This is a genomic window from Methylocella sp., assembly GCF_041905455.1.
Lineage (GTDB): Bacteria > Pseudomonadota > Alphaproteobacteria > Rhizobiales > Beijerinckiaceae > Methylocapsa.
This window is the reverse complement of sequence record NZ_JAYRLA010000003.1, coordinates 120,334-137,378: the sequence shown is the minus strand read 5'-3', so window position 1 is coordinate 137,378 and position 17,045 is coordinate 120,334. Positions and strand designations below refer to the sequence as shown.

The following is a 17,045-nucleotide window of genomic DNA, read 5'->3' as shown; positions in this document are numbered from 1 at the left end:
GTGGAGGACTTGCGGCCGCACGCTTGGCGTCAGGCGATCCCGACGCTCTGCTTGGCCGCCTTGAGCGTGTTGCTCATCAGCATGGCGATGGTCATCGGCCCGACGCCGCCCGGCACCGGGGTGATCGCCGCCGCCGCGTCGAGGCACTCGGCGAAGGCGACGTCGCCGACGAGCTTGGTCTTGCTCTTGGCGTCGGGGTTGGGGTTCGGCACGCGGTTGATGCCGACGTCGATGACGATCGCGCCCGGCTTGACCCAGTCGCCCTTGATCATCTCCGGGCGGCCGACGGCGGCGATCAGCACGTCGGCGGAGCGCACCACGGCGGGCAGGTCCCTGGTGCGCGAATGGGCGATGGTCACGGTGGCGTTCTGGCCGAGCAGCAGCTGGGCGATCGGCTTGCCGACGAGGTTCGAGCGCCCGACCACCACGGCCTGCGCGCCGGAAAGCTTGAAGTTCAGCGCGGCGGCGGCCTTCTCCAGCAGGATCATGCTGCCCGCCGGCGTGCAGGGGATCAGCGCGCGCTTGACGTCGCCGATGGCGAGCAGGCCCGAATTCATCGGATGCAGGCCGTCGACGTCCTTCTCGGGCGCGATGCTCTCGATGATGTGGGTGGCGTCGCGCCCGCCCGGCAGCGGCAGCTGCAGCAGGATGCCGTGAATCTTCGGATCGGCGTTGAGGCGGCGAATGACGGCGAGGATGTCCTCCTCGCTGGCGTCGGCCGGCAGGTCGATCTGCTCGGAATGGAAGCCGATCGCCTTGGCGGCCTTGCCCTTGGCGCCGACATAGACCTGGCTCGCCGGGTCCGCGCCGACGAGGATGACGGCGAGGCCGGGCTGCACCTTGCCCTCGAGCGCCTTCACCTCCTGCGCGATCTCGGCGAGCACCTCGTCCGAGCCGCGCTTGCCGTCAATCAGGAGGGCCTTGCCGGCCGAGGGGCGCAGGACCCCGGTTTCCGGGCTCGACGTTTGGGCGACGGACATTTGGACCCTCCAGCTTGATCTTGGCCTTGTGCGGCTCGCTGCCGGCCGCGTCGGCGTGACGACGGCTGCGAAAAATAATCGGCGCGCCCGCCGACGAACACCAAAATAATTTTGGCCGCGGCCAAGCCGAATTTGTCCGCTCACCCCGCCGCGGCGACGAGCTCGTCCTGCTCCGGCTGTCGCTCCGGCGCGGGAGCGGCCGGGCGCAGCTCGGCGATCTCGAAATGCATGCCGTCGAGGCGCGAACGGAAATGGCCGCCCCAGTAGAAGCCGAAGTCGTTGGCGATCGGGACGAGCTCGCGCACGCTGCCGCGCTCGCCGACGAGGGCCGGGACGAATTTCAGGCGGTTGAAGGCGGCGTTGACGTCGAAGGCCGAGCCGAAGGCGTGGTTGCTGAGGCTCGTGCGGCTGCCGCGCACGAAACGCGGTTCGTAGGAGCCGTCGAAGCTGAGCACGCGGTCGATGAGCCCGCGTTTCTCCCATTCGCGCCAGAGCGCGACGAGCTGCGCCTCGCCCTTTCTGTGGAAGCGCATCCGCAGCGGCCCCGGACGGCCCGGGAAGCCGCTGATCGGAATCTCGACTTCGACGATGTTGCGCGCCTCCCAGTCGTCGGTGACGCGGATGCGCTCGGGATTGTCCGGCGCCGGGTCCGGGACGAAGGAGAAGGCGCCGAACAGCGCCTGCCGCTGCGCGAGGGTCGTGAGCGGCGGGAAAGCCGGCGGCGGCGGGACGTCCCGCGGCGAGGCGGGCCGTCGCGCGGGCGCGCCGGGAGACGGAGCGGCGGGCGCCGGCGCGCCGCGCGGCCCGGACTTGAGCGCCGCCACCTGGGCGGCGAAGCTCGGAACGAGGCCCGAAGCGCCCCAGCCGTCCTCGCCGCTGACCCGCATCGCGTCGTTGAAGAAGGCGACGAAGCGGTCGATATGCGCGCCCGTGCCGCGCGGGAAGCAGAGCATGCGCCAGCGGTTGCGCGGATCGTCGTCGCGCCGGAGCGAGCCGGCGTTGTAGGCCGCGGCGACGCGTGGCGGATCGAAATGGGTCGATCGGCTCTGCTGCGCGATATAGGACGTCCCGGCGAGGATCGAGGTCGCGGGGTCGCGCAGCTCGGCGGCGCTCACCCGCGCCCGCCCCAGCGCCTGCGCGGCGGTGCGCGTCAGGGTCTGCATCAGGCCGACGCTCTCGTCGTTGAGCTTCGGCTCGAAGCGGCGCGCGTCCGGACGCCCGCCGCTCTCCGTCGCGATGGTGGCGACGATCAGCTCGGCCGGCGCGCCGCAGCTTCGCGCGGCGGCGCCGATCGGATCGGAGAAATCGCGCCAGATTCGCCGCACGGTGTCCGGCGGGCCGGCGGTGCCCATCGCCGGCGCCCCGTCGATCGAGACGCCGTCCGGCGTCAGCGCCCAGGACGCGCCGTCCGGGAAATGGCGATGCGGCGTCGTGAGCTCCTCCATCGCCTGCGCGAACAGCCCCGGCCGCGGCGCGGCCTGCGGGTCCGCTTCGGGTTCGCGGTCCGCGTCCGACGCGGGTGCGGGCTCCGGCGCGGCCGGGGCCGGCCGCGTCTGCGCGCGCGCGCCGCCAGCCGGCGGGGCGCTCTCCGGCGCGGGCGCCGATCCTTGCGGCGAGGGCGTCGCCGGCGCCGCGGGCGGCGCGCCTCCGGGGGCCGGAGCAGGCGCGGGGCCGGGCGACGGCGCGATCCCGGTTATCCCCTGCGCCTCGATCAGCCGGTCCTTGCCGCGCGAGCCGAGCGAGGAGCCGAGCCAGAAATTCAGCACCGTGGCGAAGGCGGCGGCGAGCGCGCCGATCAGGATGTTGGCGATCTGCAGGACGTTCTCGGGCGTGTCCTTGGTGACCGGAACCTTGCCCGACGCCAGCCAGGCGACGAGCAGCAGGAAGCCCCCGACGACCATGTAGGACAGCACGGTCGGGGTCCACATCAGCATCGGGCTCGAGGCGGCGAGGAATTCCTGCAACTTCCGCGCGTCGGCCGTCGAGGCGTCGGCGAGCTCGTCTTCCTTCAGGGCGCTCGCCCGCGCGTCGCGCGCGTCGGCGAGCTCCGCCTCCCGCACGGAGGCCGCGATGCGCGCGAGCTCGGCCGTGAGGTCGGCGCGGACCTGTGGATCGTCCTGAATCTTCCGCGCGGCGTCGGGCGCAGATTGCGCCTGCGTCGCGTCGGTCACCGCCGCCTCGATCTTGCGCTGGGCCTGATCGCTCGCCGGCGAGCCTTTCGGCAGCGAGCGCAGGACGTCGAGAAGCTCCGGCAGCAGTGAGATCGCCACTCCGATCAGCGGGCTCATGGAATTCTCCCGAAATGACTGAAAGAAATTTCGGAAGGATACGCCTGCGCGGCGGCGCGCGCGCTTAATCCTTTGGCGCGCCGCCTTATGTTTTCCTTAGCCGCGCGCCGGCGAAAAACTGTAGCGCGCGACGTGATGGGCGACTGCGCCCGGGGCGAGCAGGCGCATCGAGGGCTTTTCGTAAAGGTCGCCGCGGAACCCTTCAGGATCGCCGTGGCCGGTCCAGCTCTCGACGCAGAGGAAGGGCGCGCCCGGCCGCGACCACAGCGCGACATGGTTGAAGTTGGAGGTTTCGACCTTCAGCGCCGCGCCGCGCGGTCCGACGAAGCGCAGGCTCCTGCTTCGCGCGTTCAGAAAGCACAGCGCCTCGGCCGCGAAGGCGTCGGGCGTCAGCGCGAGCCTGCGGCCCTCGAGCGGCGCCGCGCGCCGGCGCGCGCGGAAAAGCCCGTCGGCCGAGATTTCGGGAACGCGCGGATCCTCCTCCTCGGCGAATTCGACGGCGTAATCCTCCTGCCCGCCGCCGGCGAAAGGCCAGCGCAGGCCCGGATGCAGGCCGCAGGCGTAGGGCATCGGCGCGTCGCCGCGGTTCTTGACCGTGAGGCCGACCGCGAGCGCCGTCGGAAACAGCGCGTACTGGACGCCGAGCCAGAAATCGAAGGGATATGAGGCGCGGGTCTCCTCGCCGGCGGCGAGCGCGAAGCGCGCGCGCGAAGGCCCAAGACGGGTGGCGGCGAAGCGCATGCCGCGCGCGAAGCCGTGCAGGCCGAGCGGATAGGTCTTGCCCGCGACGCGCGCGCGTCCGCCCGCCGTCCAGCCGACCACCGGAAACAGGATCGGCGCGACGCCGTCCCAGACCCGCGGATCCTTGATCCACAGGAGCTGCGTCCCGGCGACGCTCCAGCGCGCCGCTTCGGCGCCCCGCGCGTCGATCGTCGCGCGCGCCGCGCCCGCCGCAAGCTCGACCCGCTCCATCGCCGTCCTCTCCAGTCCGCCGACGCACGCCCGCCGATGTTGCGCCGTTGCATCGCACGGACGGAATCTCGCCGCAATGCGGAAAGGTCGCACGGGAAAGACTGGAACGATCCTAAAGCGTTCCCAATCGGAGCGGCTTGCGGCGCGTCGGCGCTTCGACCTATTGAGAATCAAGGGACTTAAATTCCGATCTGCGCTCAACGGGGGACAATATGATGCGCGACTTTTCACCCGCCGCCGGAGCGCGGCGCGGCGCCCGGACGCGGCGGTTCGCGTCGACCGCCTCGGCGTTCGCTCTCCTTCTCGCCGGCGGCCTCGCGCACGCCGCCGACGTCGCGCCGCAGCCCGCCGAGCCGGCCAAGACCATCTGCGACGACCTGCCGTCGATCTCGACCAGCGTCGACATCCCCGGCCTGACCGCAGGTAAGAAATATCTCTGCGACCACGGGATCAACCTCTACGCCGCCTATATCGGCGAGGTGTTCGGCAACGTCTCGGGCGGAATCAAGCAGAACGCCCGCTACGAGCACCGCGTCGAGTTCGGAATCTACGCCGACATGGAGAAGCTCGCCGGCGTTCCGGGGCTCACCTTCCACGCCAACGGCTACAATATCGCGGGCCAGAGCATCTCCTCCTACAACCTGCTGAACTATTCGACGATCAGCAACATCGCAGCGCCGGCGCGGACCCTGCTGTTCGAGCTCTGGGCCGAGCAGAAGCTGTTCGACGACAAACTGTCGATCCGCCTCGGCCAGCTCGCCGCCGACAGCGAATTCTTCCAGAGCCGCATCGGCGGCCTGTTCACCAACGCCGCCTTCGGCTGGCCGACGATACTCGCCGCCGACCTGCCGAGCGGCGGCCCGGCCTATCCCTTCGCCACGCCCGGCGTGCGCGTGAGATATCAGCCGACCGAGGATTTCTCGGTCATGGCGGCGATCTTCAACGGCGACCCGACCGGAGCGGGCTTCGGCGACGTCGCCAACAACATGGACGTGGGCGGGGCCGCCTTCCGTCTCAAGGATTCGCCCTTCGCGATGGCGGAAGCCGCCTATTCCTACAACCAGAAGGGCCCGACGGGGCTCGCCGGCACCATCAAGTTCGGCGGCTGGAACTATTTCGGGAACGTCAACGACCAGCGCTTCGACGCCAACAACGTCCAGCTCGCCGCGCCCTTCAGCAACGGGACGCCTAAGCTGCTCGGCGGCACGTTCGGCCTCTATGGCGTCATCGACCAGATGCTGTGGCGCTTCGCCGACGACGATCCGACCAAGGGCCTCGGCTTCTTCGCCCGCGTCGCCGGCACGCAGATCGACCGCAACGACCTGAGCTTCTACGTCGACGGCGGCTTCTCGCTCACCGGCTTCTGGTCGCAGCGGCCGGACGACGCGATGGGCGTCGCCCTCACCTACGCCGAAGTGTCGCCGGCGGCGCGCGGCTACGACGTCGACACGTCCTTCTATTCGGGAGACTACACGCCCGCCCGCACCCATGAGGTGCTGGTCGAGCTCACCTACAGCGCGCAGATCGTCCCCGGCTTCACCGTCCAGCCGGTGTTCCAGTATGTGTTCAATCCGGGCGCGGGCGCGTCCAACCCGAACAATCCGACGCAGCGCATTCCGGACGCCGCGGTGTTCGGCCTGCGCACCAACATCACGTTCTGACCGGCCGCCGCCCCGGCCCGGCCGGGGCGGCTTCCTCAGACGGCGATCATGTGATTGTCGAAGCGCGGGCCGCCCGTGCGCCGCGAAAGCGCGCCGACGCGTCCGTCCTCGACGCCGATCAGGATCGTCTCGCCGTAGCCGCTCGCAGCGAGGAAACGGCCGGCCTGCGCCGCCGGAGCGAGGGCGCAGCCGTCGGGCAGCGGAACGGCGCCGAGATAGCGCCCGTCGGCGCGCCAGACCGCGACGCGCCCGCCTCTCGGCGAGGCGCAGGCGAGCAAGCCTCCCGAGCGGTCGTAGGCGATCGAGCCGACATAGCCGCGCAGCGCCCGCCATTCGTCGTCGGGGGCCTCGAACGGCTTCAAGGCGCCGTCCGGTCCGACCGCGAAGGCGAGCGGGCGCGCCTCGCCGTCCTTCAGAAGGTCCTGCGCCGCGACCGCCAGCGCGCCATCGGAGCCGCGCGCGAGGTGGCGCAGCGAAAGGCTCGCAAGGTCCGCGCCAAGCCGCCCCAGCGCCTCCTGCGCGCCCGTGCGCGGATCGAGCAGCGCGAGGCTCGATCCCGTGACCTCGGCGTCGCGCGCCTCGGGCGTGTTCGGCTCGATCCCGCCGTTGGCGACGGCGAGGAGGGCGCCGGCGCGCAGAAGGTCGTGCGGCCCGTCGCCGCCGCTCGGCCATTCCCCGACGATCGCGAAGCCGGCGTCGACGCGGCGCAGGCTGACCACGCCGCGGCCCATCTCCCCGCCCGGCCCTTCGCTCTCGCGCGGGCGTTCGATCTCGTTGACGAGGAAGGTTTCGCCGTCCTGCGAAAAGCGGCCGTGGCCGGAGAATGCGCGCCCCGGCGCCGGCGCGAAGGTCGCGGCGAGGCGCCCCGAGCGCGCGTCGAAGACGAGGGCGACATGGCCCGGCCGGCGCCCGACCGCGACCGCGAGCGGGCCATGCGCGTCGAGCCCGTGCAGGCGCGCGACGGAGGGCAGGCGCGCCGTCTCGTCGAGCGCCGCGTCGTAGGCGAGCGCGGCGAAGCCCTCCTCGACGCCCGCCGTGGCGATGAAGCCGTCCACGGCGGTCTCGGGCCGCGGCGCGGCGAAGGCGGACGCGCTCCCCGGCAGGCCGCGCGGCGCGCAGGCCAGGGCTGCGCCGGACGCGAGCGCGCCGGAGACGAGCGCGCGGCGGCTCGGACGAAAGGCGTCGCGCATGGTCAGTCTCCGTCGAGGGCGTTGAAGCCGAGGGACACGCCGAAATAGGAGGCGATCGGCCGATAGACCGTGAGCTGCGCCGCCTTGAAGATCTTGACCGCGGCGGCGATCGCCGCCGCCCCGTCCGGCGTCCCGGCCGCCGCGCCGAGGTCGGCGGGAAAGCCCTGCGCCGCGGCGTCGGCCGCGTTCGCCGCCTTGTTGACGACCCCTTGGGTGCGGGCGGGCATCTGCAGCGCGATCGCCTTGAGGAGGGCGTCGGCGCTGCGGACCATGTTGGCGACGACGCGGCCGGAGCGGCCGGAGCGCCAGGAATCGGCGAGCGCGGGCCTGGCGTCGTCGTGACCGCCGGAAAGGACCGGCGTGATCTTGGTGTCGTTGACGCGCTGGAAGGCGCCGGAAAGGTCGGTGAGGATCATGCCCGGCAGGGCCGCCGCGTCGGGGAAGAAGTCGGGATCGCCCTTGCCGGCGGCGACCGCGGCCATCAGGCCATGCGAGCGGTCGCCCCAGGCGTCGCGGATCTGCGCCGAGACGTCGGCGAGATTGCCGGCGACCGCGCTGCCGAGCGCGCAGCGGCGGGCGCCGTCCGCGCCGCCGGCGAGCGCCGCAGCCGCGCCCTCGTCGTAGAGCAGCCGCTCCAGCGCCGGCAGGCCCTGCGCGGCCGCGCTGGATTTGGAGAAGCGCTCGGGCGCGAGCCGCGCCTCGTCGGGATCGGCGAGGATTTCCGAAAGGGCGCGCGCGATGGCGTTGCGCCGGTCCGGGAAGAAGTCGATCCGGTCGGCGCGCAGCTCCTGGCTGACCGGCCCGAAGGTGACGAATTCGACGGCGTTCCAGGCGTCGGCGGCGGCGCCGTAGGCGTCCTTGAGCGCGCCGACGCCGGCTTCCTCGCGCGCCGCGCAGAATTTCCCCCACGCAGCCTTCTGCGCCGCCGCCGCCTCGGCGAAGGCGCCGTAGCGCGGCAGCAGCCAGGTTTCGATCAACGGCGCCGGATCGAGCGCGGGCGCTGCGCCGGCCGGAGCGGGCGCCAGCGCCGCGCCGAGCGCGAAGGCGAGGCCGGCGGCGGGAGAAAGGAGCGTGCGGATCATCGCGGGAGGCCTCGCCGGAAGGGATGGGAAGCGAAAGGGCTAGAGCCCCGACACATAGCTGAGCAGCGCCGCCTTCTGCGAGGCCGAAAGCGCGCCGAAACGCTTCGCCGACGCCTCCGCCTCGCCGGCGTGCCATTCGACCGCCTCCTTGACGTCGCGCGCGCGGCCGTCGTGCAGAAGGCCGGTGTCGCGGGCGAGCGCGTCGGAAAGCCCCGCGAGCGGCGCCGTGCGCCACTGGCGCGCCGAGGCGCCGGGCTCGGGCATCGTATCGGCGAGGCCCTCGCCCATGTCGTGCAGCAGCACGTCGGTGTAGAGGCGCGCGCTTCCGCCGTCGCTGGTCGGCAGCTCGGGGCGGTGGCATTGCGCGCAGCCGGCGTCGCCAAAGAGGCGCGCGCCGCGCGCCGGCGACGGCGACGGCGAGGCCATGGGGACAGGCGTCGCGGCGAGGAAGGCGACGACCCGCGAGAAGATGGCCTGCGAAATCTCGACGCCCTCGGGCTTGCTCGCCCCGCCGCCGCGCGGCGCGGCGCGGCACGCCGTTTCGCGCGCGGTGCAGTCGCCATAGGGATCGGGCCGCAGCGCGGTGGAGAGGCCGAGGTCGATCGAGAAGGCGTCCGCCGTCTGCTCGGCGAGGCTCGGCTGCGCCGCCTTCCAGCCGTAGCGGCCGATCGTCACGGTCCCGTCCGACAGCGTGACGCGCCGCGCCGCGCCGGCGACGGGGCCGCCGGCGCGCTTCTGCTCGGCCTCGATCGAAAGGATCGTCTCGTCGCTCACGGCGTCGAGCCGCCCGCGCCCGCGCGCGTCGGGCGCGACGCGCAGGGAGAGGCCGCTTTCCGGATCGAGCGGGCCATAGCCGAGGCGCAGCGCGAGCGGCTTCCTCAGGCGCCGGCCGTCCGGCAGCGCCTCGTCCTGCGCGCCGACGACCCCCTCGGGAGAAATCCCCGGCGCGGCGTCGATCTGGAGGCGATGGCCGTAGACAGGATCGCCCGAGCCGTCGGCGCGGCCGATCATCAGGACGACGCCGCGACCCTCGATCTCGCGGGCGTCGTCGAAGCGCGCGGCGGCGCGGCCTGTCCCCGGATGGCAGGAGGCGCAGGAGCGCGCGTCGAACAGCGGCCCGAGGCCGTCGTCGGCGCGCGTCGAGGCGGGCGCCGGCGCCCAGGCGCGCCTGAACAGCGCCCGGCCGATGGCGAGGTCGAGATCCTCGAGCGCGCCCGTCGCCGCCGCGGAAAGGACGCAGGCCGAAAGGCCGAGGAAGAGCGCGCGCCGCTTCGTCTTCAGCCGCGCGCCGGCCCGCCCTCTCATGCGATCTTGAACCAGCCCATCATGCCGGAGTCCATATGCTCCAGGATGTGGCAATGGAACACCCAGTCGCCGCGCGTCGCCTTGAAGGCGACGTCGAGCGTCTCGTTCGGCTCGACGACCATGGTGTCGGCGAGGACCTGCGGCAGATTCGGCTTCTTGGTCGAGGACAGGACCTTGAAGACGTGCCCGTGCAGATGCATCGGATGGACGTGCTTCGTCACGTTGGAGATGGAGAGGACATAGCTCGCGCCGTCGTCGAGGACGTTGAGCGGCGGCGGCAGGCGCAGGTCCGGGCCGGCGGCCCAGGAGGTGCGGTTGATCGCCCAGAAGGTTTTTCCGCCGACGCAGAAGGAGTTGACGAGCGCCTTCGCCAGCGGATCGCCGTCGGGCAGCGGCGGGGCGAGGATCGTCGCCCCGGCGGCGGTCTGGATCGTGAAGTCGAGCTTGCGCGCCCGCCTGACGTCGGCCTGCGGCAGGTCCGGCGGCGGCAGGGCGAGCGGCCGGAACGGGAGCTTCGGCTTGCCCTTGTCAACCGCGACGAGCGTCATGAGCAGGAACGGCTCGGCGCTGCGGTAGTCGTAGACCTTCACCTCCTCGCCGGGGCCGGGCATGCGCACGTGGACGTCGGCGCGCATCGCCGGGCCCATGCGCCAGACGGCGTCGGGCAGCGCGTCGAAATGGACGGGCTCGATCGCGTGGCCGTCGCAGGCGATCAGCGCCGAATCCTTCGCGTCGCAGCCGAAGTCGATGACGCGCGTGTTGTCGGCGACGATGGCCCTGAGGCGCACGTCGCCATGGGCCGGCGCCTCGACGCGCGCGGGAGCGACGCTGGCGTTGGTCGCGCGCACCGTGCCGAAGGTGCCGGCGGTCGAGGCGCCGTCGTCGGTGGTCATGGCGAGCCACTGGCCGTCCTCGCCGAGGCGCCAGTCCTTGACGACGATCACCTGCTCGAGGTCGAACGCGGGCGCGCTCCCGGGCTCGTCGTCGACGATGAGCAGCGCGGCGAGGCCGCGGCCGACCTGGCCGCTTTCGTCGCAATGGGGGTGGAAGAAATAGAGGCCCGGATCGGCGAGCGGGACCTCATAATGGAATTTCTCGCCCGGCGGGACGACTTGCTGCGTCAGCGGCGGCACGCCGTCGAAACGGTTGTCGACGCGCACGCCGTGCCAGTGGACGGTGGTCGAATCCGGCAGGCGGTTCTCGAACTCGACGTCGAGGACCGTTCCCTTCGGGAAGCGCCACGTCTCGAGCGGCGTCCCGTTGTAGGCGCAGAAGCGCTTCGTCGCAGGCTTGCCGGGGCCAAGGAGGGGAACCTCCATCTCCCCGGCGTAAAGCGTGCGCTTTTCGATCCGCGCGCCCCGCGCCGCGAGGGGACGGGTCGAGCGTCCTTTCGCCGCCGGGGCGATGGCCGCCGCCGCGCCCGCGGCGGCGGCGCCGGCGATGAGCGCGCGTCGCGAGAGCATGGCGGCGTCCTTCCTTACTTCTTCTTGACGTTCGCCGGATCGTCGAGGCTCGCCGAGCCCTCGACCTTGATCTGCAGCTTCAGCGCCGCGACGCCGCGCTCGATGGCGTGCGCCTGGGCGACGAGGGCGTCGACGCCGTCCTGGATGAGCTGGTTGCCCTTCGTATTGCCCTCGAGGAGCATGCGGTCGTAGAGGATCTCGCCGGAATCGGCGACGTCCTTGAGCTTCTTCAGCGCGGCGAGGGCGGCGTCGGACTTGGCGTCGATCTCGTCGGCGATCTTGGGATCGGCGGCGCGCACGAGGTCGGCGACCGAGGGGCCGGTCACTTCAGCGCCGTCGGCCTTCGCATAGCGGCCGTAATAGACGTCGCGGATGCCGACCTCATCGTAGTAATGGGCGTTCTGGGTGTTGTTCGAGAAGCAGTCGTGCGCCTCCTCGGTGTCGTGCAGCATGAGGCCGAGCTTCATGCGCTCGCCGGCGAGCTCGCCGTAGGACAGCGAGCCGAGGCCGGTGAAGATGACGGCGAGGCCCTGCTTGTCGCTCTTCTTGAACAGGGCGGCGCGCGCCTCGCCCTTCGGCCCCCAGGACGCGGCCATCTCCATGAGGTCGGCGACGAGCCGGTCGGTCGCGACCTTGAGATATTGCGCCCGACGGTCGCAATGGTCGTTGGTGCAGTTCTTGAGGTCGTAGTCGGTGTACGGGCGCTCCCCCGCGACCGTGCCTTCCTTGTGCAGGTTCTGGCCCCACAGCAGGAATTCGACGGCGTGCCAGCCGCTCGCCACATTGGCCTCGACGCCGCCGGCCGAGTTCAGCTGATGCAGCAGATCGCCGGTGATCTTGCTGACGTCGATCGTCTTCTTGCCGACGCGGATCGTCTTCGAGGCGATGATGTTGGCCGTGTAGAGCGGATTCTCGTCGGAGGATTCGCCGTAGCTCGCCTTGTCGACATAGTCGATCAGGCCCTCGTCGAGCGGCCAGGCGTTCACGTTGCCTTCCCAGGCGTCGACGATCTTGTTGCCGAAGCGGTAGGGCTCGGTCTGCTGGTAGGGATTGCGGGCCGCCTTCCAGGCGTCGCGCGCCTTCCGCAGCGCCTCGGCGCTCGGCGCGGCGAGGAAGGCGTTGATCGCCCCCTGCATGTCCTTGGCGGCGAGATAGGACGATTCATACATGACATGGGCGAGGTCGGCGTAATGGACGATCACCTCGCGCGGCGTCGGCGCTTCGGCCAGCGCGGCGCCGACGAAGGCGAACAGTCCCGCCGCGGCGCCAATCAGGGTTTTCGCGCGCATCGGCCTTTGTTCCTTTATATGAGGGCGAGGCGACCCCGGCGAACGCGGGGCGGCCTTGGAATCAGCGACGCGGCCCGGCGCGGCCGCGGCGACGGCGTTTCAGTCGCGCCGGGACGTTACGAACTCGTAATCTCGGCGACAAGTCCCGTCAAACAAATCTGGAACTATTCTATCTAAAAACTTCGGCTGTTTCATACTAGAAGATCAGTATCCATTCCTGTGAAGCGCGCGAAAACGTGATCTTGCGGCGCGCCGTCCCGCGTCCTTGCGTCGGCGTTTCGCACCTTTTGCGGATATGCCCTCACCGATTACTACAGAACTATTCTAAAACTCTACGAGGCCGATGACAGGACAGGCGGCGGCGCGTATGAACGGCGTTCGATCCATCGCCGCAGGCGCCCCGCGCCGATCCATTTCCGAAGACTCCAAGGACGCCCATGCTCGCCGCCCTGCTCATCGTGTTCCGCGAGGTCTTCGAAGCCGGGCTCATCGTCGGCGTGGCGCTCGCCGCGACCGAAGGCGTGCGCGGCCGCAGCCTGTGGATCGCCGGCGGCGTCCTCGCCGGCGTCGCCGCGTCCTCGCTCGTCGCGGTGTTCGCCGACGTCATCGCGAACCAGTTCGAAGGCTCGGGCCAGGAGGTGTTCAACGCCGCCGTGCTCGTAGTGGCCGTCGCCATGCTGGTGTGGACGGGCGTGTGGATGGCGAGCCACGGACGCGAGATGGCGGCCGAGATGAAGGCTGTCGGCCGCGACGTGAAGGAAGGGCGCAAGCCGCTCGCCGCGCTCGCCGTGGTGGTCGCCATGGCGACGCTGCGCGAGGGCGTCGAGATCGTGCTGTTCCTTTACGGCCTCGCCGCCACCGGCGCCTATCACGCCGGCGCGGTCGGCCTCGGCGCGCTCGGCGGGATCGCCGGCGGCGCGCTCGTCTCCTACGCCCTTTATCGCGGCCTCGTCGCCATTCCGCTGAAGCGCCTGTTCCAGGTCATCGCCGCGCTGATCACGCTGCTCGCCGCGGGCCTGGCCGCGCAGGCGGTCGGCATCCTGCAGGACGCGGGCTTCATAACGGCGCTCGCCGATCCGGTGTGGAACTCGACGTTCCTGCTGCCGGACGACAGCGCGCTCGGACGCGTCCTGCGCACCCTCGTCGGCTACCGGGCGCAGCCGACCGGCATGCAGCTCGCCGCCTATCTGGCGACCGTCGCCGTCATCGTCGCGCTCTCCCTCCTCGCCAATCGCGGCGGCGCCGCGAAGAAGACGCAGGCCGGGCAGCCGTCCCGCGCGAGCTAGGGCGTTTTCAGCGAAGCCGCCCATTTTTGCGTTGAGAAAACGCGTTCAAGCAAACGATTTGAGCGCGTTCGGCGAACTGGACTCCGCTGAACGCGCTCCAACGCCCTCGCCGCCTCCCTCCTGCGGCGCGACCCGCTCATAGATCCGCTCCTTGAGCTCGGCGACGCCCTCGCCGCACCATGCGCGCGTCGTCGTTGATCGCGACGAGCATGCCGTTCCCGGCCGAACGCCGCACAATTTCGAGCCGCGCTCCGACGCGCAGGCCAAGATCGTTGAGACGCCGCGCCTGGGCCTCGTCCGCGTTCAGCGCGACGACGCGCGCGCCCGCTCGCCACCTCGAAAGCGGGAATAATGGATTTATTCTATTTCTATACTTTGCTCCCGCGCGCGTACGGGCGGCGCGACGGCCGCCGGCGGAGCAGGCGTCCGTATGGGCGACCGGCGAGAAGCGGCGGCTGCGCCGGCGCGCCCGCCGTGGTATGCTGCGCGCGCCTGCGGCCGAAAGGCGTTCCGCGCAGGGCCGCGCGCCGTCGACGTGTGAAAAGTCACACAGGCGGCGCGCCGATTTCGTCCAAAGTGATTTGCGTCGCCGCATCCGTTTCCCGCGCGAGGGGTTCATGAGAGCATCGGACCTTTTCATCCTGTCCGCCCTGGCCTCCCTCGCCCTGGCGGCGCAGGCGCGCGCGGCGGCCGCGGATCCGGCCGGCGAATGGCGCATCGCCGACGGCACCGCCAATGTGCAGATCCGCCGCTGCGCCGCCGCCCTCTGCGGCCAGGTGTCGTGGGCGAAGGACGCCGCGATGATCGGCAGGCAGGTGCTCGTCTCGATGAAGCCGGACGGCGACGTCTGGGCCGGCCTCGTCGTCGACGCGCGCAACGGCGCGAAATACAACGGCCGCATCTCCCTGCGCGGCGAGCAGACGCTGCGCGTCGAGGGCTGCGTGCTCGGCGGAATGATCTGCGGCGGGCAGAACTGGTCGCGCGTCAGGTGAGGCGCGCCGGGCCGCGGCGGCGGGCGGGCGATTGAACGGGCTATGGCGTCGGGTGGTCGGGCATGAAGGAGAAGCCTCGCGCGCGGCTTGCGGCGCGACCCGCCCCGGGACACGGCGGCCCGGCGGACGGGCGCAGCCTGGCGGAGCGGGCGTGGTGACCGCGGCTCCCGACGCGCTCGGTCGCGACATGCGCGCGGCGGCGGTGAAGCGCCGCAGCCTGTCGCGCAAGTATATCGCCTATTTCGTCGGCCTGGTCGCCTTCGTGCTGACGGCGAGCGGCGCCGTCGACGCCTGGATCACCTATCGCGACGCCAAGCATCTTCTCCTGCGCGCGCAAGCGGAGCGGGCCGATTCCGCCGCGCAGCGCGTCGGCCAGTTCATGGCGTCGATCGAGCGCCAGCTCAGCTGGGCGAGCCGGGCGAGCGTGGCGAGCCCCGAGCAGCGTCTCGAAGACTACCGCCGCATCCTGGCGGAGACCCCGGCGATTCTCTCGCTCGCCCAGATCGACCGCAGCGGCAAGGAGATCGCGACCCTGTCGCGCGACGGCGGGACGACCGGCGGCGGCGAGGACTGGACCCTGACGGCGGCGGCGCGCGAGGCGCGTCAGGACGTCGCCTGGTTCGGCCCGGTGGTCTTCTCGCGCGAGGGGCCGCGCATGCAGGTGGCGATGGCCCATTCCGGCCCCGGCGGCGGCTTCACCGTCGCCGAGGTCGGCCTTTCCGTCCTGCCCGGGCTGCTCGCGGGCGCCGCTCCTGCGCTGAACGGCTATATCTATCTCGTCGACGGCGCCGGCAAGCTGATCGCCTCGACCGACGCGCGCCTCGCCGCGCGCGGCGTCGAGACGCTGCCGCAGGTGCGCGCCGTCGTGCTCCACCGGCCGCCGCTCGAGAACGGCGAGGACGTCGACGGCCGCAGCGTGCTGTCCTCCGTCGCCTCGGCGCCGCAGCAGGGCTGGTACGTGTTCGTCGAGCAGCCCGCGGCCACGGCCGTCGCGCCGGTCGCCAGCCTGCTGCTGCGGCTCCTGTGGCTGTTCGTCCTCGGCCTGCTCATCTGCGTCGGCGCGGCGATCGTGCTGGCGCGGCGCATGACGGCGCCGCTGCACGCCGTGCAGGAGGGCGCGGCGCGGCTCGCCTCCGGCGACTTCGGCCACGCCATCGACGTGCGCACCGGCGACGAGATCGAGATGCTCGCCGACGAGTTCAACCGCATGGCCGCCCAGCTGCGCGAGTTCTACGCAAGGCTCGAGCAGAAGGTCGAGGACCGCACGCACGACCTCGCCCGCTCGGTCAGCGAGCTCAAGACGCTCGAGGAGATCGGCCGCGCCCTCGCCGCCTCGCTCGACCTGTCGCTGGTGCTGAAGACGGCGCTGACGCGGGCGGTCGAGCTCGCCGAGGCGGACGGCGGCGCGATCTACACCTTCGACCGGAGCCGGCGCGCCTTCCATCTCGCCGAGGCCTACGGGCTCGACCCCTCCTTCGTCGCCGCCCTGCGCGAGGTGCAATTGACCCAGCTCGACGGGCTGCTCGGCGAGGTCGCCGAGCACGGCCGCACGGTCGAGGTGCGCGAGATCGCCGACTGCCCCGGCTTTCCGCTACGCGCGGCGACGCTCGCCGCCGGCTTCAGGTCGGCCCTCGTCGTGCCGCTGATCGCGCCCGACGGCGCGCTCGGCGCGCTCGTCGTCGAAAGCCTCCGGCCGCGCGTCTTCGCCGCCAACAAGGTCAGCCTGATGCAGGCCTTCGCGCATCAGGCCGTGCTCGCCATGCGCAACGCCCGCCTGTTCCGCGCCGTCGAGGAGAACGGCCGCGAGCTCGCCATAGCAAGCGAGCACAAGTCGCGTTTCTTCGCCAACATGAGCCATGAGCTGCGCACCCCGCTCAACGCCATCCTCGGCTACGCGGAGCTGCTGCGCGACGGGCTCTATGGCGAGCTGCCCGAGCGCGCCCGCCAGACGCTCGAGCGCATCGAGAGCAACGGCGCGCATCTGCTCGGCCTCATCAACGACGTGCTCGACCTTTCGAAGCTCGAGGCCGGCGAGCTCGCCCTGGCGCTCGACGACTATTCGCTGCGCGCCGTCGTCGAGCAGGCGGTGGGCGCGACCTTCTCGCTCGCCAAGGCCAAGGGCCTGCGGCTCGACCAGGAGGTCGAGGAGCCGCTGCCGCTCGGGCGCGGCGACGACCGGCGCCTGACGCAGGTGCTGATCAACGTCCTCTCCAACGCCATCAAGTTCACCGACGAAGGCTCGGTGTCGATCAGGGCGCGCGCCGTCGGCGACCTCTTCGAGATCGTCGTCGCCGACACCGGGCCGGGCATAGCGCCCGAGGACCAGGCGCGCATCTTCGAGGCGTTCCAGCAGGGCGACAACACCTCGACGCGGCTCAAGGGCGGCACCGGCCTCGGCCTTTCGATCTCCAAGCGCTTCGTCGACATGCACGGCGGCTCGATCTGCGTCGCCTCGAGGCTCGGCGAGGGCGCGCGCTTCGCCATCCTCATCCCCATTCGCGTCGAGCGCCAGAAGGCCGCGGCGTAAAGAGGCCGTC

13 protein-coding genes are annotated in these 17,045 nt (G+C 71.4%); 4 read left to right on the top strand and 9 right to left on the bottom strand.

What is annotated here, in order from left to right; genetic code table 11:
* Positions 1-29: 29 nt before the first annotated feature.
* The 3 genes from ACE3OG_RS04050 to ACE3OG_RS04040 all read right to left on the bottom strand — a co-directional run bounded on the left by ACE3OG_RS04050 (position 30) and on the right by ACE3OG_RS04040 (position 4,240).
* Entirely contained in the window at positions 30-980 is a 951-nt protein-coding gene (locus ACE3OG_RS04050) for a bifunctional 5,10-methylenetetrahydrofolate dehydrogenase/5,10-methenyltetrahydrofolate cyclohydrolase (protein WP_374306217.1), read from the bottom strand.
* Positions 981-1,120: 140 nt separating this feature from the next.
* Positions 1,121-3,268: a transglycosylase SLT domain-containing protein gene (locus ACE3OG_RS04045; protein WP_374306215.1), complete on the bottom strand. Its 2,148-nt coding sequence runs from the start codon at positions 3,266-3,268 to the stop codon at positions 1,121-1,123.
* A 96-nt stretch (positions 3,269-3,364) separates the two neighbouring features.
* Complete coding sequence (locus tag ACE3OG_RS04040; protein ID WP_374306213.1) at positions 3,365-4,240, bottom strand: aldose 1-epimerase family protein; 876 nt, start codon at positions 4,238-4,240, stop codon at positions 3,365-3,367.
* A 215-nt stretch (positions 4,241-4,455) separates the two neighbouring features.
* Between ACE3OG_RS04040 and ACE3OG_RS04035 the strand changes: the two genes are divergently transcribed.
* Positions 4,456-5,901, top strand: coding sequence for a carbohydrate porin (locus ACE3OG_RS04035; protein WP_374306212.1), 1,446 nt, complete (start codon positions 4,456-4,458; stop codon positions 5,899-5,901).
* Positions 5,902-5,936: 35 nt separating this feature from the next.
* On the opposite strand, the gene ACE3OG_RS04030 is transcribed toward ACE3OG_RS04035, so the two are convergent.
* Genes ACE3OG_RS04030 through ACE3OG_RS04010 form a run of 5 tightly spaced genes read right to left on the bottom strand, consistent with a single transcriptional unit; the run spans position 5,937 to position 12,230 of the window.
* A complete protein-coding gene (locus tag ACE3OG_RS04030; protein ID WP_374306210.1) occupies positions 5,937-7,091 on the bottom strand; it encodes a DUF1513 domain-containing protein in 1,155 nt (384 codons plus the stop codon).
* Between the two features lie 2 nt (positions 7,092-7,093).
* The gene (locus ACE3OG_RS04025; protein ID WP_374306209.1) at positions 7,094-8,173 is read right to left on the bottom strand and encodes an imelysin family protein; all 1,080 of its coding nucleotides are present in this window, start codon (positions 8,171-8,173) and stop codon (positions 7,094-7,096) included.
* A gap of 39 nt (positions 8,174-8,212) precedes the next feature.
* Positions 8,213-9,478 (bottom strand): di-heme oxidoredictase family protein, encoded by a 1,266-nt coding sequence (locus ACE3OG_RS04020; RefSeq protein ID WP_374306208.1) that lies wholly within the window; start codon positions 9,476-9,478, stop codon positions 8,213-8,215.
* A complete protein-coding gene (locus ACE3OG_RS04015; protein WP_374306206.1) occupies positions 9,475-10,941 on the bottom strand; it encodes a multicopper oxidase family protein in 1,467 nt (488 codons plus the stop codon). The genes ACE3OG_RS04020 and ACE3OG_RS04015 overlap by 4 nt, the downstream gene beginning before the upstream one ends.
* A gap of 14 nt (positions 10,942-10,955) precedes the next feature.
* On the bottom strand, positions 10,956-12,230 hold the full coding sequence (locus ACE3OG_RS04010) for an imelysin family protein (protein WP_374306205.1): 1,275 nt from the start codon (positions 12,228-12,230) through the stop codon (positions 10,956-10,958).
* A 437-nt stretch (positions 12,231-12,667) separates the two neighbouring features.
* On the opposite strand from ACE3OG_RS04010, the gene ACE3OG_RS04005 reads away from it, so the two are divergent.
* Positions 12,668-13,516 (top strand): FTR1 family protein, encoded by an 849-nt coding sequence (locus ACE3OG_RS04005; RefSeq protein ID WP_374306204.1) that lies wholly within the window; start codon positions 12,668-12,670, stop codon positions 13,514-13,516.
* A 136-nt stretch (positions 13,517-13,652) separates the two neighbouring features.
* Here ACE3OG_RS04005 and ACE3OG_RS04000 read toward each other — a convergent pair whose 3' ends face one another.
* Positions 13,653-14,111 carry a ferrous iron transport protein A gene (locus ACE3OG_RS04000; protein ID WP_374306203.1) on the bottom strand — a complete coding sequence of 153 codons (459 nt, stop codon included), beginning with the start codon at positions 14,109-14,111 and terminating at the stop codon, positions 13,653-13,655.
* Positions 14,112-14,133: 22 nt separating this feature from the next.
* On the opposite strand from ACE3OG_RS04000, the gene ACE3OG_RS03995 reads away from it, so the two are divergent.
* Both ACE3OG_RS03995 and ACE3OG_RS03990 read left to right on the top strand, forming a co-directional pair.
* Positions 14,134-14,508: a DUF2147 domain-containing protein gene (locus ACE3OG_RS03995; protein WP_374306202.1), complete on the top strand. Its 375-nt coding sequence runs from the start codon at positions 14,134-14,136 to the stop codon at positions 14,506-14,508.
* A gap of 154 nt (positions 14,509-14,662) precedes the next feature.
* Positions 14,663-17,035 carry an ATP-binding protein gene (locus ACE3OG_RS03990; RefSeq protein WP_374306201.1) on the top strand — a complete coding sequence of 791 codons (2,373 nt, stop codon included), beginning with the start codon at positions 14,663-14,665 and terminating at the stop codon, positions 17,033-17,035.
* Positions 17,036-17,045 lie beyond the last annotated feature (10 nt).

What these genes read in the sequence shown, in the direction of transcription:
- ACE3OG_RS04005 (WP_374306204.1), top strand. Translation starts at nt 12,668, where the DNA reads ATGCTCGCCGCCCTGCTCATCGTGTTCCGCGAGGTCTTCGAAGCCGGG.
- ACE3OG_RS04050 (WP_374306217.1), bottom strand. Translation starts at nt 980, where the DNA reads ATGTCCGTCGCCCAAACGTCGAGCCCGGAAACCGGGGTCCTGCGCCCC.
- ACE3OG_RS04025 (WP_374306209.1), bottom strand. Translation starts at nt 8,173, where the DNA reads ATGATCCGCACGCTCCTTTCTCCCGCCGCCGGCCTCGCCTTCGCGCTC.
- ACE3OG_RS04045 (WP_374306215.1), bottom strand. Translation starts at nt 3,268, where the DNA reads ATGAGCCCGCTGATCGGAGTGGCGATCTCACTGCTGCCGGAGCTTCTC.
- ACE3OG_RS04030 (WP_374306210.1), bottom strand. Translation starts at nt 7,091, where the DNA reads ATGCGCGACGCCTTTCGTCCGAGCCGCCGCGCGCTCGTCTCCGGCGCG.
- ACE3OG_RS04020 (WP_374306208.1), bottom strand. Translation starts at nt 9,478, where the DNA reads ATGAGAGGGCGGGCCGGCGCGCGGCTGAAGACGAAGCGGCGCGCGCTC.
- ACE3OG_RS04015 (WP_374306206.1), bottom strand. Translation starts at nt 10,941, where the DNA reads ATGCTCTCGCGACGCGCGCTCATCGCCGGCGCCGCCGCCGCGGGCGCG.
- ACE3OG_RS04035 (WP_374306212.1), top strand. Translation starts at nt 4,456, where the DNA reads ATGCGCGACTTTTCACCCGCCGCCGGAGCGCGGCGCGGCGCCCGGACG.
- ACE3OG_RS03995 (WP_374306202.1), top strand. Translation starts at nt 14,134, where the DNA reads ATGAGAGCATCGGACCTTTTCATCCTGTCCGCCCTGGCCTCCCTCGCC.
- ACE3OG_RS04040 (WP_374306213.1), bottom strand. Translation starts at nt 4,240, where the DNA reads ATGGAGCGGGTCGAGCTTGCGGCGGGCGCGGCGCGCGCGACGATCGAC.
- ACE3OG_RS04010 (WP_374306205.1), bottom strand. Translation starts at nt 12,230, where the DNA reads ATGCGCGCGAAAACCCTGATTGGCGCCGCGGCGGGACTGTTCGCCTTC.
- ACE3OG_RS04000 (WP_374306203.1), bottom strand. Translation starts at nt 14,111, where the DNA reads ATGCGGCGACGCAAATCACTTTGGACGAAATCGGCGCGCCGCCTGTGT.